Consider the following 24,698-nt stretch of genomic DNA (forward strand, 5'->3'; position numbering starts at 1 on the left):
CTCCACAATGCGGAAGTCATTATACTCAACTGATTTCAGTGAAGCAACCCCAATAACTAGGAGTTATACTTTAATCTCCACTTCAACACCACTCGGCAACTCTAGCTTCATCAAAGCATCAATAGTCTTTGAAGAAGAGCTATAGATATCCAAAAGTCGTTTGTATGAACTCAATTGAAATTGCTCTCTCGATTTTTTATTTACGTGCGGAGAACGCAATACCGTAAATATCTTCTTATGTGTTGGCAAAGGAATTGGACCTGTAACAACAGCCCCGGTAGTCTTCACCGTCTTTACGATTTTCTCAGCAGATTTATCCACTAAATTGTGATCGTAAGATTTTAGTTTTATTCTAATTTTTTGACTCATTTTCTACAATTTAAGCGGTTACACCTTTAGCTGCCTTAATTACTTCTTCTGCAATATTGGATGGTGTTTCCGCATAGTGTGAAAACTCCATTGTTGATGTAGCCCTACCTGAAGATAAAGTTCTTAAGGAAGTTACATATCCAAACATTTCAGAAAGTGGCACAGTTCCCTTCACCACCTTAGATCCGGCTCTATCGCTCATATCGCTAATAGTCCCTCTTCTACGGTTAAGGTCACCTACAATATCCCCCATATTTTCTTCTGGAGTCAATACTTCCAATTTCATAATAGGTTCCATAACTACAGCACCTGCAGCTTTACCCGCAGCCTTATACCCCATTTTGGCGGCCAATTCAAAAGAAAGCGCATCGGAATCCACTGGGTGGAAAGATCCATCTTTCAACACTACTTTCATCGTGTCCATTTCATAACCTGCCAAAGGTCCATTCTTCATTGCCGCAATGAATCCTTTTTCAACAGAAGGAATAAATTCTTTTGGTATACGCCCTCCTTTGATTTCATCCACAAATTGCAATCCAGTTCCTTCAAAATCTTCATCAGCTGGCCCCATTTCGAAGATAATATCTCCAAACTTACCACGACCACCAGATTGTTTTTTGTAGGTTTCTCTATGCGAAGCTGTTTTCGTAAGGGATTCTTTGTACTCCACTTGTGGCTCACCTTGATTCACCTCTACTTTGAACTCACGCTTTAAACGATCTACAATAATATCCAAGTGAAGCTCACCCATTCCAGATATAATCGTCTGTCCGGAAGCCTCATCGGTCTTTACCTGAAATGTAGGATCTTCTTCGGCCAATTTTGCCAAAGCCATACCTAATTTATCTACATCCGCCTTTGTTTTAGGCTCTACAGCAATACCGATTACTGGATCTGGAAAATCCATACTTTCCAGAATAATTGGATGCTTTTCAGCAGACATTGTATCTCCAGTTTTAATATCCTTAAATCCTACAGCCGCACCAATATCCCCTGCCTCGATAAAATCAATAGCATTTTGTTTATTGGAGTGCATTTGATAGATACGTGAAATACGCTCTTTCTTCCCGGAACGATTGTTCAAGATGTACGATCCAGCATCCAAGCGTCCTGAATACGTTCTAAAAAATGCCAAGCGACCTACAAATGGATCTGTAGCAATTTTAAAAGCTAAGGCAGAAAACGGCTCTTTAACATCCGGCTTTCTACTAATTTCAGCACCAGTATCAGGATCTGTACCAACAATTGCATCCTTATCTATAGGAGAAGGCAAATATCTACATACGGCATCCAACAAGAACTGAACTCCTTTATTCTTAAATGAAGACCCGCAGATCATAGGGATAATAGCCCTATCCATAACGGCAGCTCTCAATGCAGCGTGCACTTCTTCTTCTGTAATGGAATCCTCATCTTCAAAGAATTTCTCCATCAACTCTTCATCATATTCTGCAACAGCCTCGATCAAAGCAGCTCTATACTCCTTCACCTCAGCTTGCATTTCCTCAGGAATGTCGATCACATCGAAAGTAGAACCAAAGTTATCATCATGCCAAACAATAGCTCTATTCTTGGCCAAGTCAACAATACCTTTGAAATCTGCTTCATCACCAATTGGCAATACAATAGGAACCGCATTGGAACCTAACATCTCCTTTACCTGATTACATACATTAAGGAAATTGGAACCCTGACGGTCCATTTTATTGACAAAACCAATACGTGGCACTTTGTAATTATCGGCAAGTCTCCAGTTTGTTTCGGACTGAGGTTCTACACCATCAACCGCACTGAACAAGAATACCAAACCATCCAACACACGTAAAGAACGATTCACCTCTACGGTAAAATCAACGTGTCCCGGAGTATCGATAATATTAAAATGGTAACCTTTAGCATCTGCCGTTGGCTTTCCATTTTCAGTAGGGAAGTTCCATGTACATGTTGTCGCCGCAGAAGTAATTGTAATACCTCTTTCCTGCTCTTGCTCCATCCAGTCCATCGTAGCAGCACCATCGTGCACTTCGCCTATTTTATGACTTACACCCGTATAAAATAATATACGTTCTGTAGTTGTGGTCTTTCCAGCATCAATATGTGCCGCAATACCAATATTTCTTGTGAATTTTAAATCTCTTCCCATTACCGTTATTAGAATCTAAAGTGAGAGAATGCTTTATTTGCTTCAGCCATTTTGTGGGTATCAACTCTTTTCTTTACCGCAGCACCTTCTTCTTTGGAAGCCGCTAAAATTTCAGAAGCGAGTTTTTGTGCCATAGATTTTTCGTTTCTCTTACGAGAATAACTAATCAACCATTTCATTGCGGTTGAAATTTTTCTATCTGGCCTAATCTGCATTGGTATTTGAAAAGTGGCCCCTCCAACTCTTCTACTTCTAACCTCTACATGGGGCATTACATTGGATAATGCGTCTTTCCACAACTCCAATGCCGTTTTTTCTTCGTCAGTTTTCTTTTGATCTACAATATCAATAGCATCGTAGAATACTTTAAAAGCGATAGATTTCTTACCGTCCCACATCATCATATTGACAAAACGAGTCACCAATTGATCATTAAATTTTGGATCTGGTAAAAGTGGTCTTTTTTTAGCCTGCTTTTTTCTCATGTCTTCTCTTTAAAGTTTTGATTACTTCTTAGGTCGTTTTGCACCATACTTAGATCTGCGCTGAGTTCTTCCGGCAACACCTGCCGTATCCAAAGCACCTCTAACAATATGGTATCTAACACCTGGCAAATCCTTTACTCTTCCGCCTCTTACTAATACTATCGAGTGCTCTTGTAAATTGTGTCCTTCTCCAGGGATGTAAGCGTTCACCTCTTTACCATTGGTCAACCTTACCCTTGCAACTTTACGCATTGCAGAGTTTGGTTTCTTTGGCGTTGTAGTATAAACACGCGTACAAACCCCTCTTCTTTGAGGACACGAATCCAAAGCAGCCGATTTACTCTTCTTAGTAATTGTGGCCCTTCCTTTTCGTACTAATTGTGAAATTGTTGGCATACTATATTATATGTATATATAAATTACCCTCTTTTAAGGGCTGGCAAATGTAGTAATTATCTCTTATAATTCAAACCCCAACTGATTAATTTTCAATATTTTTTTCCACTCGCAAAATATTGTCTTAAAAAACACCCGTTACACTACTGTTTTTATGGCTTAAAATTCCTCTTGGAATATACCCTATAGGCTATATAAGGATTGTTAAATATGTAAGCCTTGGATGACAGTTGTAAGGGAATCGAGGGAGGTTTCACTATCGCTTAAAATGCGACATTGAAAATAAAAATATAGTAAATATACATACCCGTTAATTTTTAACACATTTTTTACACAAAGTCACATTATTTAACAATTCGTTAAAAGTTTATGCAATATGTCTTGGATTATTAACACGAATTTATGACTTTAGTTGTAGCTAATTCAAATAACATAAAAAATGAGAACAAAATTAAATGGAATTTTAACGCTGTTTTTCGCGTTTGTTGTGCATTTATCCTTTGCGCAAGAAAAAACGATTACAGGGACGGTCACAGACCAAGATGGTCTCCCCTTACCGGGCGTTAATATCGTTGTCGAAGGCACTGATAACGGTACACAGACCGATTTTGATGGTAACTACACCATCACAGGAAATGTGGGTCAAACCCTCCTCTTTTCTTACATTGGTCAAAAGGATATCCGAAGAACCATTGGTGCAGAAAATACGATAAATGTACAGATGGTAGAAGACGCCCAAGCGTTGGAAGAAGTAATCGTAACTGCTCAGGGTATCAAAAGAGAGAAACAGGCACTTGGATATTCGGTAGCTGAAGTCGGCAGCGAACAACTGGAACAACGGGCAGAAGGAGATGTCGGTAGGGTTCTTACCGGTAAAGCCTCTGGTTTGAACATTACACAACAGAGTGGTCTTTCCGGTTCCGGTACCAATATTATTATTCGAGGATTCAGTTCTTTTAGTGGTAGTAACCAGCCATTATTTATTGTGGATGGTGTTCCTTTTGGAAGTGACACCAATGCGCAAGGAAGTTTTGTGAACGGAAACAATGGATCCAGTAGATTTTTGGATTTAGACCCTAACAATATTGAAAGTGTAAACGTTCTTAAAGGTTTGGCAGCGGCCACCTTATATGGAACGGCTGGTAGAAATGGGGTGATTTTGATTACCACCAAAAACTCCAGTTCCCAAGGCGCATCCAAAAAGAACGAGGTTACCGTACAATCTTCCTTATTCTTTAATGAGATTGCTTCATTACCCGATTATCAAGATGAATTTGGAAACGGTTTTGACCAAGCGTTTGGATGGTTCTTTAGTAACTGGGGACCAAGTTTCCAAAGAGATGGTGTTGCCGGTTGGATCAATGGCGTGGATGCCAGAGACAACAGAGGGTTTAATGAGGATGGTACTTTAGCGCATCCGTATTCCACTGCGGCCAGCTCTACTGGAATTCCAGCAGCATTTCCTGAGTTCGCAGGAGCGCGTTACGAGTGGAGACCTTATGATAGTGTAGACAATTTCTTTAGAACTGGAACGGTCAAAACAAACTCTATCAACTTCAGAGGAGCATCGGACGATGGAAAAGTATCTTATAATGCTAACTTCGGACATTTGGACGATGAAGGGTTTACACCAGGCAACAACTTAAGAAGATATACTTTAGGTGTAGGTGGTAGAGCTATTTTATCCAACAAATTCACCGTAGCGGGAACTTTGAATTTTTCCAATACGGATTTCAAATCTCCTCCAGTAGCAGCAAGTACGGGGAATGGAGCCTTTGGTAACGGATCTTCCGTATTTGGAGAATTGTTCTTTACACCTCGAAGTGTTGACCTTATAGGCCTGCCTTTCCAAAATCCTATTGATGGATCAAGTGTATACTACAGACAGAACAATAGTATTCAGCATCCACTTTGGACGGTGGCCAATGCACAGACAAGACAAACGACCAATAGGGTATTTGGACAATCTTCCCTTACCTATGAAATTAATGACAACTTAAACATTTTGTATCGTTTTGGTCTTGATGTTTACAGTGAGAACAATGTCAATAGACAGAATAGAGGTGGTAGAGGACAAAGTGATGCTGCCTTGGTCAGTGGAATTTATCAAACTTGGAACAATACAAGTACCATCTCCAATCATGACTTTATCTTGAACGGGGATTTTGATTTGAGCGAGAAAATCGGGATGACCTTCAACTTGGGAGCTACTTCAAGAAGGGAAGCTTTCAATAGAGTAGGTGTTTCCAGTAATGGACAACAAGTTTTTGATGTCTTCAGACATGTCAACTTCGCCAATCAGAATGAAATTGAATTCACACAAAATAGAAATATTGTGGGACTCTTTGGTCAGGCAGATTTTGATTACGATCGCTGGGCTTACTTAACGCTTGCAGGAAGAAACGACTGGGTTTCCAACCTAGACACGGCGAACAGATCGGTATTCTATCCTAGTGCCAGTGTCTCTGTTATACCAACATCTGTTATTGATGGGTTGAAAACAGAAAACGGAATCAACTACTTAAAAGTAAGGGCTGGTTTCGGTACTTCCGCAAACTTCCCAACCGGATTCCCAACCGTTTCTGTATTGAATATCAATACACAATTCTTCCAGGATGGAGGAACAGATATCGTAACCAACTCCGTAGGAAACAGATTGGGTAATCCAGATTTAAAGCCAGAGCTTTTAAACGAATTTGAAATTGGGGTTGAATCCCGTTTATTCAAAAACAGGGTAACCCTTGAAGCCTCGTATTACTCTAGAACAACTACGGACTTGATCGTGGACAGACCTTTAGATCCTTCTACAGGATTTACTACTCAACAGACCAATGTTGGTGAAATTAAAGGGGATGGACTTGAAGTTGATTTAGGTGTAGATATTTTCAGAAGTGATGATCCCCGTGGTGTAAACTGGTCCGTAAATGGTAACTTCACCACAAACAACGCTGAAGTTGTAGATTTAGGTCAGGATACAGATATTATTGTATACGCCGGTTTTGGAAACTTAGGAAATGCAGCCATTGAAGGTGAGCAATTAGGCGTTATCGTGGGTAGTAGAATTGCCAGAAATGACGCTGGGGAATTCTTGGTAGACAGTGCTGGGGATTATGTAGAGGAAAATGGGCAATTTGTTATTGGTGATCCAAATCCAGACTGGGTATTGAATGTGAGCAACCAATTCTCGTACAGGAATTTTAATTTCTCTTTCCTTATCAATTATACGCAAGGAGGGGATATTTATTCCAGAACGGTTTCTACCTTATTAGGAAGGGGATTGACCACAGATACGGTTGATCGTGTGAATACATTCATTCTTCCGGGAGTACAGGAATCTGATGGCAGTCCAAATACAAAACAAATCAACAACTCTACATTCTACTTTAACAATGTATTGTTCGGCCCTAATGAATTAGGGGTTTTTGATGGAACCGTGATACGTTTACAAGAAGTTTCCCTAGGATATTCCTTACCAAAGAAATGGTTGGACAAAACTCCTTTTGGATCTTTAGACTTATCCGTTTCCGGTTTCAACTTATACTACAATGCCGTAAACGTGCCTAAAGGAACAAATTTTGATCCAAATCAGGCTGGTTTAGGTGTTGGAAACGGTAGAGGATTTGATTTCTTGGCTGGGCCAAGCTCTAGAAGATATGGAATTAGTCTTAAAGCTTCATTCTAATAACAATAATAAAATTTATGATAATGAAAAAAATACATAACTATTTAGGTTTGGTATTATGCATAGGAGCTTTGTTCTTTAGTTCTTGTGAAACTACCGAATTAGATCTTACCGAAAATCCGAATCAGTTGCGTCCTGATCAATCTTCTGCGGATTTATTTTTGAATTCGATACAAGTCGATTTCGCAACTTTCGCCGAAGTCATGGGAGACAATGGAGGAGAATTGGTCAGAATTGAAAATATGAACGGAAGAAGTTATCCCAATGTAAATGCGTACTCTCCCACCAACTTAAATCAAGAGTGGAATATTGCGTATCAAGCGGATGCAGGGGAAGCACTTCCTACAGGATTGGAAATCAACGGTATTCTAGCCGATATCAGAGCAATGGCTCCAGAAGCAGAAGCCAATGAATTGTTTCACCACACGGCTATTGGGCAATTTATTGAAGCCTATACCATAGTCACTTTGGTAGATTATTTTGGAGACATTCCTTATTCCCAAGCTATTCAGGCCAATGCTGAAACTCCCGTTCTAAACCCTGCTTTAGACCCAGGATCTAGTGTTTACGATGCTGCATTGGCACTACTGGATGCCTCCATTGCCAACTTTAATCTTGATCCGGTAACGGAACCTGAAAATGATTTCTTCTATGGAGGAAATACAGGTCGTTGGATCGATGCGGCCAATACTTTGAAAATGAAAATTCATTTACAGAGACGTTTGGTAGATCCTACGGCAGTTGCCAGCTTTAACGCTATAGTTGCCAGCGGAGATTACATTCAAGATAGTGCAGGAGATCTTCAATTCCAATGGGGAACTAATGCGGTTCAGCCCGATGTACGTCATCCAAAGTATGCCAATAACTATATTGCTTCTGGAGGGCAGACGTATATGTCCAATTGGTTGATGAATTTAATGGATACTACTGGGGATCCAAGAATACGTTATTATTTCTACAGACAAGTAAATGCGGTTCCTGGAGCTGAAGTTCCTGCAGACGAAGAGACTATTGCCTGTTCGTTAGAGCCCGTACCGCAGCACTATACCGATGGAGGGTTTACCTTCTGCGTATTGCCTAACGGGTACTGGGGACGTGATCACGGACAAAATGCAGGTATTCCGCCAGATGGATTTACCAGAACAGTATACGGTGTATATCCTGCCGGAGGACAATTTGATGATAGTAGTTTCGAAGGAATTAGTATAGGTGGTGGTGGTGCCGGTGCCGGTATTACTCCTATACTTATGTCTTCGTGGGTAGATTTTATGTTAGCGGAAGTTGCCATGTTAGGCAGTGCTGATGCCGGAAGACCATTTATTTTGAATGGTATTACGCAGTCTGTAACGAAAGTAGCTGCTTTTGGTTCATTGGATTCTGGAGCAGATTTATCCTTCGCCCCTACTCAAGGAGCTATTGATAACCATTTAAACAATATCGGAGCCGCATTTGATGCAGCGGATGATACTGGAAAATGGAATATTCTTGCGGAGCAGTATTTCATCTCCCTATTTGGAAATGGAACAGATGGGTACAACTTTTACAGAAGAGCTGGTTTCCCAACTACTTTACAGCCTAATTTAGAGCCGGATCCAGGAGCTTTTGTACGTTCCTTGAACTATCCTGCGGATTTTGCAAACAACAATTCTTCCGTAGATCCTAAACCTAATTTGGAGGTTCAGGTATTCTGGGACAACAATCCAGCAGCACCAACTTTTCCCATAGCTAATTAAAAACAATAAAAAATTCATAAACATTATGAAAAGATATATCACTAAAATAATGGTCTTCGGCCTTGCTGTAAGTACTATATTTTCTTGCTCCTCTGATGACAAGATTGTTGATCAGATATTAGAAGGAGTAGGCACTGGTGCCATTCTGAGAACCAGAAGCGAAACCAACAACCTTGTTTTTAACGATGTTACAAGAACATTCGATGCAGGGTCCAATTACGCCTTGACCATAGAAGAACAGGATGAGGAAGAAGGTGCTTTATTAGAGTCTGTAGAGATTTTTGTAGCCTATAGAGATAATTCTGGAGGAGAGATGACCACACAAGAAGTCCCGCTCCAAACCTTAATGGCTTCTGATTTTACTACAGGAGAACGCGGATTACCTGAGGCATCCGTATCCTATACTTCGGATCAGTTGGTATCTACTACAGGGATTACCGAGTCCATGGTTGTAGGAAAAGATAGATTTGAGTTCCGATTGGTGCTCAATCTCACCAATGGCGAAGTATTTTCCAATAATGATGTTGGAGGTCCGGTAAGTGGAGGTTCTTTCTTCTCTGCCCCCTTTGAGTATTTCCCTGAAGTAGCTTGTTCCATTACCGAGAGTCTCGCTGGCACGCATACTTACGTAACTTCCAACATTGATTCTGCTCCTGGAGCAGGAGGCATGTGCTCTGGAGGAAATGTTATGGGTACCGTTACTTGGACCGAAGTTGAACCTGGCGAATATTCTTCTTCGGATATGAGTTTTGGTCAATTTGAAGATTGTTATACCATCAGAGGTCCGGCCGCGGGAGAAGATATTACCATTGTATGGGATTGTACCCTTCTAACTCCGGATGGAGAGGTATACTTGGATGAAGATGGGGTGGTAACACCAAATGATGACAATGATGATCAGGAATTCACCTATTCTTACACCATTACAAATGTAACAGGTCCAGACATGACCATTGATTTCTCGAGTTCTGCAGGGGATAGAGGAACGGTTGTTATAACAAGGGAAGGTGGAGCAGATTGGCCAGCCATCTTTACGGCGAACAACTAATACCGTTTACCATTTATAAAAAAAGCCCTCCAAATGGAGGGCTTTTTATTTATAATTCTTGATAATAACTCAAGACTTTCAGCATTCCTTCTCCCTTTTTCAAATTGATCCTATTTTTAGTGATATACGCCTTAAGAGCTTCCTGCTTCCCTGGATCATCCTTAAACAATTCCAGTAAAGCTTTCTTGGAGCGTTTGAGAAAAAGTACCTTACTTTCTTTTTTCTTTACGTAAAATTCCGAAGCTTCCACAAATTTATCGGGTACTGGAATTTCCAATGAAGTCTTGGCTTCTTTTCCTTCTTTGAATCTTTTCCGCATACGTTCATAGATGACGAGCTCATCCGTAGCCATACGCTGAAATAAATGCCCTTGCAAGCGATTTTGTTTTTTATCGAAGTACGGAGTATACACAATGGTTTCCTTATTGCGCACACAATAGATATCCTCCCGTTTTAACAATGTTTCTATTTTCTTTTGACCTAAAAATTTCTTCAATTGCACCTCTTCGTTATACCCATCGTACCTACTATATGCATATCCTTCCAAACCATCGGGACTATAGATAGCCGTTTTTACAAAATTCTCCTCCAAAAAAGGAGATCCTTGTATATTGGTCAGTGGTATCGCATCTTTTTGATTTCGATATTGTTGGAAGATAAAATCGAGATTGGGATTCCTGCCCACCGCATCCAAATCGGCATTTCCAGGGTTAAAATTGGTGTTTGGCAGATTTTGAGCAAGCAACACTACTGTTGGACACAAAAGTAATGCTAGAGATAACTTAAGCTTCTTCATGGCGTATATTTTAAAAATCAATATTCTCTTATTCAATCACTTAAAGATATAAATAAAGTATAGATCATAAAATAAATTAAAAGATTTACCTTTATCCCCAAATTCAAGGAACTTGTGAAGAACACCACTCAAATTTATGGCGTAAGGGCCGTAATAGAGGCCATACAGGCCCAAAAAGAAATCGATAAAGTCTTTATACAAAAAGGTCTACGGGGAGACCTTTCCAAAGAGTTGGAATCTTTAATTCGAAAAAATGACATTGGCTCTTCTTATGTTCCTGTTGAAAAATTAAACCGACTTACCAAAAACAATCATCAAGGCGTGATTGCCAATATATCTCCCATCTCGTTCCATGATTTTGAATCCCTAGTGGAACAGATTGTGGCCACTAAAGAAAAACCGCTATTTCTCTTATTAGATCAATTATCTGATGTCCGCAATTTTGGCGCTATTATCAGAACTGCTGAATGTACGGGAGTCGATGCCATTGTTATTCAAAAAAAAGGAACTGCTCCGGTTACGGCAGACACCATAAAAACTTCTGCCGGAGCCGTATTTAAGATTCCTATTTCAAAAGTGGGCCATCTTAAAGATGCCGTACATTATCTACAAGCTTCAGGCGTGCAGGTAATTGCTGCTACTGAAAAAACAGAAAATACCATTTACGACATCTCATTTAAACAGGGAAGTGCCATTATTATGGGTGCTGAAGATGTTGGTATCTCCCCCTCTATTTTGAAAGCGGCCGATGCTACTGCCAAATTGCCCCTATTGGGCGATATAGGATCTTTAAATGTTTCCGTTGCTTGTGGGGTATTCCTATATGAAGCTGTACGACAACGGCAGGTATAATCAGTTTTCGGTATCTTTTTTTGTGCTCGGCTTAAAATGATATTGGATATTGAGATTCAGGGTATTGTCCTCTTCAATTTTTTCTTCTTGGGTTTCTATAAAATTCCCATCGGCATCAAAATGTCGGAGAAATTCATCTTCCTCTTCTTTAAATTCTTCCTTCTCCCATTCGAATTTCTTTAATTCCGGTAATGCAGTCTTTAAACGAAAAGCCAAGAACAGACCTGCAACAAAACCGCCTAAATGTCCTTCCCAAGAAATTTGCTCCTCTATTGGAAAAATATACCAAAGAAGGCTCCCATAAATAAAAACCACGACCAAGGACAAAGCCACCAACCTATAGTGTTTGGTAAATATTCCTTTAAAAAAAATAAAACTTGCCAGGACATAGATCAATCCACTTGCCCCAATATGATAGGAAGGCCTTCCTAACACCCATGTAAAAAAACCAGACAGGAGTATTCCCCAAAAGAGCACTTTTAAGGACACTTTTCGGTAAAAATATACTAAGGCCATAGACAGTATTGCAATAGGTAAGGTATTGTTGTACAAATGATCTACGGAGCTATGGATAAACGGACTGAACACTATTCCTTTTAAACCCGAAAGAGTTCTTGGGTACACTCCATATTCGTTTAAATTTATCTTAAATCGCAGTTCCACTAAAAAGACGGTCCACATGGCCAATATGGCCATTAAGGGAACCAGAATGACATTGTACGAAAATTTAAAATAGGTATCGGACATAAGATTAAATTACAACTTCTTTTACAATTTTTTAGCCAGAGTTTACTTTTCTGAAATATTGTCATGAAAGCATCAAACACTATTTCGAAAAAAGGATGCTTTTATAAACTCACGAAGAGGTTCCGATGTGCACATTAGCACCTATATATCAACAAAATACCGTTTTCAAACTTGTCCTTGTGACGATTATTTTATATCTTGTTAGCTTAACCACTAAAATCCAATTAGATATGAAAATCAACTATTTTTTCTCTCTCCTGGCAATCGGATGTTTAAATGTAGCCATGGCACAACACTGTGCCATCCCTTCTTTGGAATCTGGAAATCCACTCACAAGAATTGTCAACACCTTAAACGCCAATGCTGCGGCTTCCGTATATAAAAATTCAACAGGCTCACCGTATTTAACAGCTTCGTTTGAATCTAGCAAAATTTATGTGGACAATAAACTGGTAGGTACGTTCTATACACGCTACAACGCGCATAGAAAGGAAATCCAAGTAAAGAAAACTACCTTAAAGGAAGAAGCCTACCAAACACTATCCAGAGACGGAAGTGTTAAAGTAGTATACCATGACAAAACACTACAATTCGCTTCTTTTCTCAATGGAAAAGGTGAAAAACAATATGACTATTTGATGACTGTAGCCGATGGGGATAAATATACCCTGTACCGCAGAGTGAAAATAAAGTATAGAAAAGGTAGAAAAGCCGAAGACTCGTATGAAAGGGATACTCAAGGACGTTTTACAAGTGTAAATGAATATTATGTACGAGATGGCAAGAGCAATTTAATGCTAGAGTTGCCGAGCAAAAAATCAGATCTTCTCAAAGTATTCAAGAATGCAGATAAAATAAGTGTTGCGGGTCTAGTAAAAAAAGGATCTTTTAAACTACATCGGGAGAGAGATTTGATCAAACTTTTGAATTTGGTCAATACTGCTCCGGTAGATTATGCTGCCAAATAAGCATCTTTTTATCTTATAACAGTACAAAACCATCCATACCTAATGGATGGTTTTTTTAGTGCTTATCGACTTCCAAAGCAGAAAGCATAGGCATAACTTTTTAAAGTTCCCATGATCTGGCATTCATTTTTTTGATGGAATAATGCTTATTTTTACGTCATGAACGAGCCACTTGCGGAACGGGTACGCCCTAAAAAATTGGAAGATTATGTGAGTCAATCTCATTTGATCGGGAGTAACGGATCTTTGACGCAACAAATAAAAAAAGGAATTATTCCTTCCTTAATTCTTTGGGGACCTCCAGGTACGGGAAAAACTACCTTGGCCAATATTATTGCCAATGAGAGCAAACGCCCTTTTTATACCTTGAGTGCCATAAGCAGTGGGGTAAAAGATGTACGGGAAGTCATTGAAAAAGCAAAACAGAGCGGGGGTTTATTTACGACCAAAAACCCTATTTTGTTTATCGATGAGATTCATCGTTTCAGCAAATCCCAGCAGGATTCCCTGCTAGGGGCAGTGGAAAAAGGTTGGGTCACCTTAGTAGGGGCTACCACTGAAAATCCAAGTTTTGAGGTTATTCCCGCCCTCCTATCCCGATGTCAGGTCTACATCTTAAATGCTTTTGAAAAGAAAGATCTTGAAGCCCTACTCAAAAAGGCAATAGCGCAAGATCGCTTTTTGAAATCAAAAAAAATTACCCTAAAAGAAATCGATGTGCTATTACGCCTCTCCGGTGGAGATGGCAGAAAGCTGTTAAATATTTTTGAACTTATTGTAAATTCTGAGGAAACAGATACTGTCACCATTACCAATGAACTGGTATTGAGCAAAGTTCAAAAGAACACGGTGCGTTATGACAAGACCGGAGAACAACATTATGACATCATTTCCGCCTTCATAAAGTCTATTCGAGGTAGTGACCCCAATGGTGCGGTTTATTGGTTGGCCCGCATGATCGAGGGAGGAGAGGATGTGAAATTTATTGCCCGACGCATGCTTATTTCCGCTTCTGAAGATATTGGACTCGCCAATCCAACGGCCTTGGTTCTAGCCAATACCACTTTTCAAGCCGTAACCACTATTGGATACCCTGAAGCTCGCATCATCTTGAGTCAATGTGCCATTTATTTAGCTACATCCCCCAAGAGCAATGCCAGTTATATGGCGATCAAAAAAGCACAGCATACCGTAAAAGAAACCGGGGATTTATCGGTCCCTATTCCCTTGAGAAATGCACCTACGAAATTAATGAAGGATATTGGCTATGGTAAAGGTTATAAATACGCCCATGATTATCCCAATAATTTTGTGGAAGAAGAGTTTCTTCCGGAAACCTTAGAAGGAACTTCTTTTTATACTCCAAGTAAAAACCCTAGAGAGAAAGCCATCAAGGAATTCCTAAAAAACCGATGGAAAGATAAATACGACCTTTAAAATTTAATGTTCAGCGCCTCTACCACAAGTTTTTCTTGAGCATAATATTCAAAAAACCAGTTTCCATTTTTTTCATAGACCATCCCATTAACGGTATCTTGTTTGGCTAGAAAAACGTTGGACATGGATGTTTTGAAAATTTTCATTTTTATTTTTGGTGTGCTATCTACCAATTGATAACCATTGGCAATGGCTTGGGCATACAACACGTTTTGGGATGCAACCGCTGGCACTTCTTGTATCGCATTATTCGTTTTGCGAGGCAAATCAACCGGTTTTTTATCTTTATACGATTGTTCTTGGGGTGTTGCAATTTGTTCAACAACCTTATTCTGCTTTCCCAAAGTTGTATTTTCTTCTATGGTCTCTACTATAAGTTCTCCTGGAATACGTTTCATTTCTTTCTTTGCACTAAATTTATAGTTAACACCATCCAAGGAAGCCATTGCTTTGCCAATAGCTTCAGTATAGGCCGCTTTAAATTCCTTTTTTTTACTTCTTCCCTGCTCGGTCACAAAAACTTCCTGTGCATTGCAATCTTTAAATACAATCTTAAGTTTGGTAGAAAATAAAGAAGATACTTCATCAATACTGGCAAGTAGGGCAAGGCATCTATTATTTCTCAATTCCTTGGGCAAGGCATCGTCGTAGATCGCAGGGAGTCCTTTTTGCACCAACAAATACTTGATCAACGTACTGCTTTGGTGCTGATTTTCCTTTTTAAAATTATCAAATTTTTTGGGTACTATGATATACTGATATGCATTAAATTCATCTTGAGCATAGAGCATACCGCTTCCAATAAATAGAAGGGCCCATACGATATTCTTCATAAATACAGTGCTATTGTTTCTTTCCCCAAGATATGATATTTAATCCAAATTGGAAAGAGAGATAATTGGTATCGGCAAGATTTTGATAGGAAAGCAGATTGTCTGCCAAGGCATAGATATTAACTGGTCCTGCTTGTAAATTAATACCCAGTCCCACATTGCTAAAAGTAAATTTATCGACGGTATAGGATGCTTTCAACGAAAGTCCCGTTCCTACCCTATGTTGATAAAAAGCGCTCAATGCAGCTTGCGGTCCCCTTGGCCGGTTCACCATATAAAGATGACCTCCAAAACTGTTTTTGTAGGTAATTTTATTATTGCTTTCTGCTCCTACCTTATAATTACAGTCACAATCTTTCCGTTTCTCCACTGGTTTTCCAAAATCACGTCGGATCGAGGCATTTAACCGCGTTGGGCGAAAAGTGATATAGTTGTTTTCATTGGAATCAAAGGGAACCGATTCTTCAACTTCATCAATAATCTCTTGAATAAAATCATTATCTGGATCTAACAATATATCTGGAAATATAACTTCAACACCCTCCACAGATGCATTTCCTTGCAGGGTATAGGTCTTCACATCCGTAGTATGATATATAAATCCCAGATCCAGAACACTGGCAGTGACTACGGTTTGCTTATCGAGTTTATAGGTAAATCCAAAATCAACACCCAATCCTAAATCTCCACCCAATAAAGCCCTGCGTCTAACCAAATCCGTAATATTGGCCACATTGTTTTCATCATCATCCCTTCTTAAAATCTCCCTAACCGCCTCCACTCCAGAGGTTCTTAATTCCAAATCTGCATTTATAGTGTTACGCAATAAATTATCGGTCCCCGGAACAGTTTCAAAAAAACCTTTGTTCCTACTGGAGCTAAAGTTAAATATACTGGAATACAATTTTCCTCTTGCACCAACCGTAAGTTTCTTATTGATCTTGCGGTTGATTCCAAAGTGAAAAACACTGACCAATTCTCCTCTAAATTTCAAATGACTAAGATCAAATCTTCTTCCCAATGTATTTCCATCCAAAGCCAGAATCGCCAGATCCCGGAACCAATAGCCTATCCCATCGCCTTCTTGATAAAGTCCAAAAGAATAAAAATCCCTCGGATTGGGACCTCTAAAGCCACCACTCAATAGTTCTATTTGAAGGGTCCCGCTGAGTTCATCACGTTCTGTTTGACCAAAAACAACACGCTCTCTTAGCTTGGTATTAAAATCGACCCCATCGTTGGCAAAAATATCTTGTACTGTTGCCCCACTAGTACCAATTTGAAAAGAAATCTGAGAGGCTAAAGGAATACCCGCATACCATTTAAAATTAGTTTCAACACCAGGATTGACCAATAAGGATTGTGGTATTTCTACGAAATCATACAACAACTGTTTGTTTTGAGCATATGAGAAAATGCCTGTTCCGAGCAGGCCCACAAGAAGTAAGCTGTATTTTCTCATCTAATCCTCACCCTAAAATTACCGCTTGAACGTAAGATGATTTTTGGCTCTGTCAATGAAGATGTGCTTATATTATCTCCTAGATTTGTGGCCACAATGCTCAAAATAGTTGTGTTTTGGAGAATAGTGATATCTTTCCCACCAGGACCATAAAATACTTCCCGGCGCTCTATAAACGGTTGTGGTGGTATACTGGGAGAAACTGTAAAAGTTTCTTGATCCAAAGCAGTCCCTGAAGCATCCAAAAAATCTACTATCACCTGTAGTTCCTTGCTTGTAGAATTTTCTACTTCATAAGTAATGGAACCATCAATGACCCGATCTCCAATGACATTATCATTAAAAGGATCAAATTCAAAAGTTTGCGTAAATACATTTGCCCCTGCTGAAGCATTGACCAAGCTTTCCGGAGCTTCAATTAAGAAAAGGCTGGATTGCACCGAAGGTCTAAGCTCTACACTTTCTATTTGGTCAAAATCCTGATCTTCCGCACAAGAGGAAATAAAAAGCGCAGCAACAAGAAGAAAGACGGTTATAGCATGGTTTTTGGACATTCTCATAGTATAGCAATTATAGGTATCCCTTCTTCTCCACAAAATGATTTGGTGACGGTCAGGACCTATATATATAACTCTACAAATACATTTTTATTTCATCCAGTCCATGGATCATATGACAATATTCGTGCTTCGGTCCGTTATGTCCGTTAAAATGCAAGGTATGGAACCCCAAGGCCTGAGCTCCAAGAATATCTGCCTCTATATTGTCACCGATCATCATTGCTTCTTTAGAAGTTACGCCTGCACTGTCTAAGGCCAATTGAAAAATATACGGGTCCGGTTTTTTAACCCCTGCCATCTCCGAATCAATAATTTGATCAAAGTAATTCAGAATTCCGGAATTTTTCATTTTCCTTTTCTGCACTTCCTGAAAACCGTTGGTTATGATATGGAGTCGGTATTTGGGCTTTAAATAATCCAATATTTCCAAAGTATTTGGAAATAAGTAATTAAACGATGCCAGTTCTTCAATATAATCAATGGCGAGACGGTTTATAAGTTGGTCCGAAATAGGGAATCCAATGGCGTCAAAGCTCTTTTTTAGACGTTCATACCGCAGGGCTTCCTTACTTACTTTACCTTCTCTGTACAATTTCCAATACGCTTGATTGATAGGAACATAGGTGCGCAAGAAGTCGTCTATGTACACGTCTATTTGATGTTTGTTTAGAATTTTCTCAAAAGTTAAGGCCGAATTTTTTTCAAAATCCCATAAGGTATGGTCCAAATCAAAAAAAACGTCTGTAATAATAGTACTATACTGCATATTTTTCTATGACAGATTGATATAGATCTTTCCAATCTACAGGATGTTCCCCGCCTAAAAGTTCATTGGAGAAAATGGTTACGAAATGGCCATTGACCTCTTTTAGGCGTTTATGAATTGATGAAAGATGAGTTAAAATTTCTTCTTTATGTTTAAAATCGCGCAGCGCATAATCATGTATTGCAAACGGATGCACACGGATGGGCTGTTGTACTTCCAATAAAATATCATAGAAATAAAAAGGAACGGAAGTGCCTGCCCTAAAACCAATCTCATGCGTATATCCCATAGTATAGTCGTCCGTAAATTCTGCAGTCACCAAATCCCTATACGTTTCTGGAATATCAACCCTATTATAACGGGCCCTGGAACAGTTAATAGGTCTATTGATCACGTTTGCCAAACGCTTCTTCTCTTTTTTCAAAAGATCGATATTTCCAAAGGAAACATAGGACGTGGCCAAAGACACAATGCTATAGTCGGCAATGGACTTTATAAGGTATTTAAATTTATTGTTGTTGGGAGATACGTTTTTATCATAGGTAGAATACTCCGCAAATAAAAAGAAAAACATGCTCTGAATCGCCTTTTCTTTATGAAGTGCTATTAAGAACGCGAAGTTATCATAAGGGTCCTTTCGAATTCTTGTCCAAACCAAAATTCGACGAATCATACGGCGTATTTTAAAAGAGGAAAGGTCCAAAAATACCCCGGCGATGCTTCTCACCAACCCTTTATGGGCAAACCCATGCGAGCTGGTAACATCTATAATGGAAGTGTATTGATATTTTTTTTGTACCAACTTCACCTCCGGAAAACGTTCCCTTAACTTCTCAAAAAACTTAAATGCCCATATTTCTACAATGGGTAATTGCAAAAAATTATACTTATATGCTATGCTCTCCTTTGGTGAAAATCGTCCATGAACATCCTTAATATGGGGCAAATACTCCTCATACCTGCTTAAGAGATAAAAACTTGCCGAAAAAATATCAAAGGGGATGGTACTCCGATCTCCCGCAGAAAAAAAGCAGGGAACATCTTCCCATGTGCCCATGGTAATTTGAATGTCATTGATCCCTTGCTCAAACAGAAGTTCATTACTTCTTATAAAGAATTCACTTTGTAAAGGTTGCTTGGTATAGGTGATCTTTGGTCCTTTATGCTTTATGAAATCCTCCACTTTTGTGGTATAACTGATCTCGATTCCCAGAATCCTCGTAAATAACTGTTTCATGATATACATGAAACGCGGTGTAATTTTATGGGTATAAATCAATAACATAGAAGTTCAAATATAACATCTAAATCCTAGTGATACCCCAAATTAGGAAGAAGAATATAAAATCCTATACGATCATTTTTATTTAAAGGAGTTGGTTGTCGGCAAAACTGAAATAATCCTTCCGTGTTATAATGAGGTGGTCTAACACTTTAATGTCCAATGCTTCGGCTGCGGATTGTATTCTTTTGGTCATTTTTTTATCGGAAGCACTGGGCTTTAAGGTTCCCGAAGGATGATTGTGTGCTAAAATCAACGCTATTGCCCCAAGTTCCAATGCCTTTTTCAGAACCAATCGTATGTCTACGATAGTTCCTGTAATGCCTCCTTTGCTCAATTGTACAATATCCATAATGTTATTGGAATTGTTTAAGTAGATGATCCAGAATTCTTCATGGGGCAATTCACCTATATGTGAATGCAACACGGTAAAAACATCGTTACTCCCCGTAATTTTTACAATCTCTCGCGCTCTTTCCTCTCTTCTTCGCCTTCCCATCTCCAAAGCGGCAACTATAGTAATTGCCTTAGCTTCCCCTATGCCTTTGAACTCTTTTAATTGTGTTACGGATAATTTCCCTAGATCTCGTAGATTGTGCGATACAGAGGCTAAAATTTTCCGCGAAAGTGAAACTGCACTTTCGTTTTTTACTCCTGTTCCAATGAGGATGGCCAATAATTCAGCATCAGATAAGGTAGTTTTCCCCTTTTGTGCCAACTTTTCACGGGGTTTGTCATCTTTTGACCAATATTTTATGGGAAGTGAGCTGGATACCATTATCATTTTGGGGTTATAAATATATTATTAAATTACGAATTTAATCTATATTTTAATATCTGTCAAACAATACAGTTTTAAATAATAGAAAATAAGCATCGTTTTGCGTGTAAAAGTATCTGAAATTTTATTGTACATTTCCGGTATCAAACAAAATTGCCACTCAAATGAAATCAATTTTTGAAGAAGCCACGCATGAGGAATTACGGAAACGTATTGAACATCTTAATGAAGGCTCCTCACGTCAATGGGGTAAGATGACCGTAGGTCAAATGGCATGGCATTGTAAATTCCCTTTAAAAATAGGTTTAGAGAATAAAATTCCGTCCAAAAAGCCCAATCCCTTGATCATATTTTTCTTTAAGAAATCTATGTACAACGAAAAACCTTTTCGTAAAAACCTTCCTACTTCACCTATGCTAAAGACTAAAGAACCTAAGGATATTCAGGTAGAAAAGAAGGAACTTCTGGATTTGGTCAGTAGTTTCCATGCGTTGAAAGAAAAGAAAGATTGGAACCCCCATCCTGTTTTTGGCAAGCTTACTCCAGAACAATGGGGCATTATGCAGTATAAACATTTGGACCATCACCTCACACAATTCAATGTTTAAAGACATTGCACACTATGAAATATCCGCCCAAGCATCATCAAGAGCACTACTTTGACAATGTGATCACGGTAGTGAAAAATTACCCTTTTGCCAGTTTAATTACAGCTAAAGACAATCTTCCTTTTATTACCCATATTCCCATGGTGTATGAGCAGGACGGCAGTACTTATGGAAAATTAGTGGCCCATATAGACAAATACAATCCCCAAGTAGCTACTTTAACTGAAAATGCAGAGGTTACAACAGTTTTTTATGGACCGGATTGCTATATTTCCCCGGCCATTTACAGTACAAAACAATTGCCCACATGGAACTATATTTTTGCTCATTTAAGGGGAACCGTGCATCTTTTAAAGGATAAAGAAGCCGTAAAAAGCACCATGGTACGCATGACTTCCTTCTTAGAAGGCGAGCATCCCAAATACCAATTGGCCCAGGACGACCCTAGAATGGATGGTTTAATTGATTATATCATTGGTTTTGAAATTAAGATTACCGCTTGGGAAGGGAAATTTAAATTTTCACAAGACAAATTAGCTAGGGACCGGGAATTGGCAAAGCAAGAATTGATCAAAAGCCAACAGCGGGATGTTTCCGAATTTGTAGCAAAAATCTTTAAAAATCACCATCAGGAATAAGTAAATCCCTCCTTGTCGGATTCGAGATCATCTGGAAGCACTTCTGCTATTTCCACATGTTTTCTAGTGTCGTTTACCATTCTGGTTTCTTCTAAAATAGCATTGGACATCCCCAGCATAAAAGCAATTAGGAGTACTCCCAATTTTCGTTTTAGCAATAAGATACCTTTCTGAATAAGATGTATGCCCTTGTATCGCATACTTAGGATAATTCAAAATCTGTTCCCTACCTGAAAACCATGACAGATTTACAGCAATAATTTATGGTATTAGTGCTCCAGGCGCTCTTTTACGGCATTGAAATCCAATCCTCCGTAGTTTCCAGAACTCATTAACAAGAGTACAGACTCTTCAAAAGTCTGGGAGAACAGAAACGCTTTAAAGGTTTCAGCATCCGTAAAAATTTTAATATCGTCGCGATCAAACGCCTGGGAAATCTGACTATGGGTAACGGCGTCCAATTGCTTTATCTTCACAGATTCGGGAGAGTAAAACACAACTGCCGTATCGGCATCATCCAGAGCGCCTTTATACTCTTTTAAGAATTCCGCATTTAAACTGCTATAGGTATGCAATTCCAAACAAGCCAATAATCCTCGATTGGGATATTGTTCCTTTACAGCCTTGGTGGTGGCCGCCACTTTACTGGGAGAATGCGCAAAATCCTTATAAGCCACGTTTTGTTTTCCTTCCGCTATTTTTTCAAGACGTTTGGAAGCCCCTTTAAAAGTGGTAATCGCTTCATAAAAATCATCTTCATCCACCCCCATATTTTGACAAATCCATTTTGCCCCGGCAAGATTGTTTAAATTATGTCTCCCAAAAACTTCAATGGGCATAGGTCCTTCTGGGGTTTCCAATAAGGTTTGACCGTTATCTACCGTATATTCCGGAGTCTTATAAGCGAGTTTTCTAATGGCATTTTCTGAAGCCTCCACAACATCCTTGACTACTGGGTCTTCTTCGTTGTAACTTATGCTTCCTCCTTTAACAATCCCATCTACAAAAATCCGAAACTGTTCTACATAATTGTCAAAGGTGGGGAATACGTTGATATGATCCCAGGCAATGCCGCTTAACAGGGCTATATTGGGTTGGTACAAATGAAATTTTGGTCTTCTATCTATAGGGGAAGACAAATATTCATCTCCCTCTAAAACAATAAAATCGTTTTCTTCCGTAAGATGTACCATACGATCAAAGCCCTCCAACTGTGCTCCCACCATATAATCCACGGCTATTTCATGATAATTCAAAACATGCAATATCATAGAGGTGATAGTGGTCTTCCCATGGCTCCCGCCTATAACGACCCTGGTTTTATGTTTGGACTGTTCATATAAAAACTCAGGATAGGAATAGATTTTCAACCCCAGTTCCTGTGCTCTCTGCAGTTCTGCATTATCTGGTTTTGCATGCATCCCCAAAATAATAGCATCTAAACCCTTGTGGATTTTTTCCGGAAACCACCCAAAAGATTCTGGCAATATTCCTTGGGCAGCCAATCTGCTTTTGGAAGGTTCAAAAATAACATCATCGCTTCCTGTAATTTCATATCCTTTATGACGCAATGCCAAAGCCAAATTGTGCATGGCACTACCTCCAATAGCAATAAAATGAATCTTCATGTATAAAAATTATAGGGCCAAAGATACGCATTGAAAAGTCGGCAACAAACCTTTCTTCACGCTCCAAATTCCTTTATCTTCGCTATCTAAATATACTAGATTATGGATATTAAACTTTCCGATGTTATCTCAAAAGAAATCATGCCCGGGTATCACGGGAAATTAATTCACACCGAAAACATGACCTTGGCCTATTGGACGGCCGAAGAAGGGGCCTCTGTGCCCGAGCATTTTCATGTGAACGAACAGGTAATGCAGGTTCTGGAAGGCCGTTTTGAATTTACCTTAAATGGTGTTACAAAAGTTTACGAACCCAATGATATTGTAGTGATTCCTTCGAATGCGCCCCATAGTGGAAAGGCATTGACAGCTTGTAAGTTATTAGATGTTTTTAGCCCTGCGAGGGAAGAGTACAAATAAGAACACCCATTGGTTATGGCAGGGCAGAGATGCGGTCCCGCTCTGCTATGGCCAACTCAAAATCGCCCCGCATGGTCAAAGCCTTTTCAATCCATTCATCGGCCTTTTTCTTATCCATTTTTTGACGGTAGAGACGCGCTAATCTATAGTAGGCCCATTCAATGGGAACACCATCTTTTACCGAGTATTGCGCTACAAATTCTTCCATATGGCGTATCCCTTCGTCTACTTTCACGCCATAATCTCCACAAACTTTGCCTATTTGATATCGCAATTGATTACGTCCTATATGGTCCAGGCCATCTAAAAACTCCAGTCCTTTTAGGTAATTGATCCTTGCCTTTCCCGGTTCATCATCATATTCATAGACATACCCTAAGGCAAGATAGCCATCTACCAATGAAATTTCCTTCAACTGGCCTGCATATTTACGTGCCTTGGACACACTACCTCCAACTATGCCAGGCAATGAAAGATACAGATCTACTAAAGCCCATCGGGTATCCACGTGCTTACTGTCCAAATTGGCCGCTTTTATAAATGAAGACTTTATCCTTCCGATCATGGTCAGTGCTCGAAATCTACTGCTGCTCTGTGCTTTTTTTGCAAGCACTCCCCCATATCTAAACCAATACTCGGCATTCTTGGGGTATTCTTCCTTTAGCTTGCTGTAAATAGGTATGGCTTTATCCCATTTTCCTTGTTGCGCATACACTTCTCCTAATTTATCCCTTAAAATGGCATTCTTGTCAATGTCGTGATGGATCAAAAGTAACTGTTCGGCTTTTTGGAACTCTTTAGCGGCCATGTATGCATCAATTTCCGACACTGTATTTTGCTGTGCGAAGCCCATTACCGAGAATAGCATCGCGAAAATGACAACTTTAAGTTTCATAGCCTTTACATTTTACTTCTATAGTCGAAAGAACATACGTATCCTTAATCCGTATAGGTGTTAGAACTTTGCTAAAATGCTATACTTACAACGGTGCATGCCCTTTAAAAGTATTTGTGGCACCTTTTTTGTTTTTCTTCAATTTCCAAGCCTTAACTCATTGAACATA

General features: G+C 39.3%; 24 protein-coding genes. 9 read left to right on the top strand and 15 right to left on the bottom strand.

Annotated elements, in window-relative coordinates; translation table 11 throughout:
* Positions 1-63: 63 nt before the first annotated feature.
* From rpsJ to rpsL, 4 genes are read right to left on the bottom strand one after another with little or no spacing between them, the layout of a single operon-like run.
* On the bottom strand, positions 64-369 hold the full coding sequence (gene rpsJ / locus ACEXOE_RS02940; protein WP_007094989.1) for a 30S ribosomal protein S10: 306 nt from the start codon (positions 367-369) through the stop codon (positions 64-66).
* Between the two features lie 10 nt (positions 370-379).
* Positions 380-2,512, bottom strand: a complete 2,133-nt coding sequence (fusA, locus tag ACEXOE_RS02945) for an elongation factor G (protein ID WP_394747233.1) — start codon at positions 2,510-2,512, stop codon at positions 380-382.
* Between the two features lie 8 nt (positions 2,513-2,520).
* Entirely contained in the window at positions 2,521-2,997 is a 477-nt protein-coding gene (rpsG, locus tag ACEXOE_RS02950; protein ID WP_394747234.1) for a 30S ribosomal protein S7, read from the bottom strand.
* A gap of 21 nt (positions 2,998-3,018) precedes the next feature.
* The gene (rpsL, locus tag ACEXOE_RS02955) at positions 3,019-3,393 is read right to left on the bottom strand and encodes a 30S ribosomal protein S12 (protein WP_013305196.1); all 375 of its coding nucleotides are present in this window, start codon (positions 3,391-3,393) and stop codon (positions 3,019-3,021) included.
* Positions 3,394-3,832: 439 nt separating this feature from the next.
* On the opposite strand from rpsL, the gene ACEXOE_RS02960 reads away from it, so the two are divergent.
* From ACEXOE_RS02960 to ACEXOE_RS02970, 3 genes are read left to right on the top strand one after another with little or no spacing between them, the layout of a single operon-like run.
* Positions 3,833-7,075, top strand: coding sequence for a SusC/RagA family TonB-linked outer membrane protein (locus ACEXOE_RS02960; protein ID WP_394747235.1), 3,243 nt, complete (start codon positions 3,833-3,835; stop codon positions 7,073-7,075).
* A gap of 23 nt (positions 7,076-7,098) precedes the next feature.
* Entirely contained in the window at positions 7,099-8,808 is a 1,710-nt protein-coding gene (locus ACEXOE_RS02965) for a SusD/RagB family nutrient-binding outer membrane lipoprotein (RefSeq protein WP_394747236.1), read from the top strand.
* 25 nt (positions 8,809-8,833) lie between these two features.
* Entirely contained in the window at positions 8,834-9,856 is a 1,023-nt protein-coding gene (locus tag ACEXOE_RS02970; RefSeq protein ID WP_394747237.1) for a hypothetical protein, read from the top strand.
* A gap of 49 nt (positions 9,857-9,905) precedes the next feature.
* Here the strand turns inward: ACEXOE_RS02970 and ACEXOE_RS02975 are convergent, their stop codons facing one another.
* Positions 9,906-10,652 (bottom strand): hypothetical protein, encoded by a 747-nt coding sequence (locus ACEXOE_RS02975; RefSeq protein WP_394747238.1) that lies wholly within the window; start codon positions 10,650-10,652, stop codon positions 9,906-9,908.
* A gap of 114 nt (positions 10,653-10,766) precedes the next feature.
* Here ACEXOE_RS02975 and rlmB point away from each other — a divergent pair, with 114 nt between their 5' ends.
* A complete protein-coding gene (gene rlmB / locus ACEXOE_RS02980) occupies positions 10,767-11,504 on the top strand; it encodes a 23S rRNA (guanosine(2251)-2'-O)-methyltransferase RlmB (protein ID WP_394747239.1) in 738 nt (245 codons plus the stop codon).
* Here rlmB and ACEXOE_RS02985 read toward each other — a convergent pair whose 3' ends face one another.
* Positions 11,505-12,251 carry a rhomboid family intramembrane serine protease gene (locus tag ACEXOE_RS02985; protein WP_394747240.1) on the bottom strand — a complete coding sequence of 249 codons (747 nt, stop codon included), beginning with the start codon at positions 12,249-12,251 and terminating at the stop codon, positions 11,505-11,507.
* Positions 12,252-12,481: 230 nt separating this feature from the next.
* Here ACEXOE_RS02985 and ACEXOE_RS02990 point away from each other — a divergent pair, with 230 nt between their 5' ends.
* A complete protein-coding gene (locus ACEXOE_RS02990) occupies positions 12,482-13,219 on the top strand; it encodes a hypothetical protein (protein ID WP_394747241.1) in 738 nt (245 codons plus the stop codon).
* Between the two features lie 159 nt (positions 13,220-13,378).
* Entirely contained in the window at positions 13,379-14,656 is a 1,278-nt protein-coding gene (locus ACEXOE_RS02995; protein WP_394747242.1) for a replication-associated recombination protein A, read from the top strand.
* Here ACEXOE_RS02995 and ACEXOE_RS03000 read toward each other — a convergent pair.
* From ACEXOE_RS03000 to radC, 6 genes are all read right to left on the bottom strand, one after another.
* The gene (locus ACEXOE_RS03000; RefSeq protein ID WP_394747243.1) at positions 14,653-15,489 is read right to left on the bottom strand and encodes a hypothetical protein; all 837 of its coding nucleotides are present in this window, start codon (positions 15,487-15,489) and stop codon (positions 14,653-14,655) included. The genes ACEXOE_RS02995 and ACEXOE_RS03000 overlap by 4 nt on opposite strands.
* A 10-nt stretch (positions 15,490-15,499) precedes the next feature.
* The gene (locus ACEXOE_RS03005) at positions 15,500-16,951 is read right to left on the bottom strand and encodes a DUF5723 family protein (protein WP_394747244.1); all 1,452 of its coding nucleotides are present in this window, start codon (positions 16,949-16,951) and stop codon (positions 15,500-15,502) included.
* Entirely contained in the window at positions 16,948-17,505 is a 558-nt protein-coding gene (locus tag ACEXOE_RS03010; RefSeq protein WP_394747245.1) for a hypothetical protein, read from the bottom strand. Before ACEXOE_RS03010 ends, ACEXOE_RS03005 begins: the two co-directional genes overlap by 4 nt.
* 79 nt (positions 17,506-17,584) lie before the next feature.
* On the bottom strand, positions 17,585-18,277 hold the full coding sequence (locus tag ACEXOE_RS03015) for a YjjG family noncanonical pyrimidine nucleotidase (RefSeq protein WP_394747246.1): 693 nt from the start codon (positions 18,275-18,277) through the stop codon (positions 17,585-17,587).
* Complete coding sequence (locus ACEXOE_RS03020) at positions 18,267-19,514, bottom strand: polysaccharide deacetylase family protein (RefSeq protein WP_394747247.1); 1,248 nt, start codon at positions 19,512-19,514, stop codon at positions 18,267-18,269. Before ACEXOE_RS03020 ends, ACEXOE_RS03015 begins: the two co-directional genes overlap by 11 nt.
* A 130-nt stretch (positions 19,515-19,644) precedes the next feature.
* Entirely contained in the window at positions 19,645-20,337 is a 693-nt protein-coding gene (gene radC / locus ACEXOE_RS03025) for a RadC family protein (RefSeq protein ID WP_394747248.1), read from the bottom strand.
* A gap of 167 nt (positions 20,338-20,504) precedes the next feature.
* Between radC and ACEXOE_RS03030 the strand changes: the two genes are divergently transcribed.
* Together ACEXOE_RS03030 and ACEXOE_RS03035 are read left to right on the top strand one after the other, a co-directional pair.
* Positions 20,505-20,948, top strand: coding sequence for a DUF1569 domain-containing protein (locus ACEXOE_RS03030; protein ID WP_394747249.1), 444 nt, complete (start codon positions 20,505-20,507; stop codon positions 20,946-20,948).
* A gap of 14 nt (positions 20,949-20,962) precedes the next feature.
* Positions 20,963-21,586, top strand: a complete 624-nt coding sequence (locus ACEXOE_RS03035; protein ID WP_394747250.1) for an FMN-binding negative transcriptional regulator — start codon at positions 20,963-20,965, stop codon at positions 21,584-21,586.
* On the opposite strand, the gene ACEXOE_RS03040 is transcribed toward ACEXOE_RS03035, so the two are convergent.
* Together ACEXOE_RS03040 and ACEXOE_RS03045 are read right to left on the bottom strand one after the other, a co-directional pair.
* The gene (locus ACEXOE_RS03040; protein WP_394747251.1) at positions 21,577-21,786 is read right to left on the bottom strand and encodes a hypothetical protein; all 210 of its coding nucleotides are present in this window, start codon (positions 21,784-21,786) and stop codon (positions 21,577-21,579) included. The genes ACEXOE_RS03035 and ACEXOE_RS03040 overlap by 10 nt on opposite strands.
* A 69-nt stretch (positions 21,787-21,855) precedes the next feature.
* Positions 21,856-23,214: a UDP-N-acetylmuramate--L-alanine ligase gene (locus tag ACEXOE_RS03045; protein WP_394747252.1), complete on the bottom strand. Its 1,359-nt coding sequence runs from the start codon at positions 23,212-23,214 to the stop codon at positions 21,856-21,858.
* Positions 23,215-23,316: 102 nt separating this feature from the next.
* Between ACEXOE_RS03045 and ACEXOE_RS03050 the strand changes: the two genes are divergently transcribed.
* The gene (locus ACEXOE_RS03050) at positions 23,317-23,634 is read left to right on the top strand and encodes a cupin domain-containing protein (RefSeq protein ID WP_394747253.1); all 318 of its coding nucleotides are present in this window, start codon (positions 23,317-23,319) and stop codon (positions 23,632-23,634) included.
* A 13-nt stretch (positions 23,635-23,647) separates the two neighbouring features.
* On the opposite strand, the gene ACEXOE_RS03055 is transcribed toward ACEXOE_RS03050, so the two are convergent.
* Positions 23,648-24,529: a tetratricopeptide repeat protein gene (locus ACEXOE_RS03055; RefSeq protein WP_394747254.1), complete on the bottom strand. Its 882-nt coding sequence runs from the start codon at positions 24,527-24,529 to the stop codon at positions 23,648-23,650.
* Between the last annotated feature and the right edge of the window lie 169 nt (positions 24,530-24,698).

The sequence above is a fragment of the Spongiimicrobium salis genome (genome assembly GCF_043678055.1).
Classification (GTDB): domain Bacteria; phylum Bacteroidota; class Bacteroidia; order Flavobacteriales; family Flavobacteriaceae; genus Spongiimicrobium; species Spongiimicrobium salis.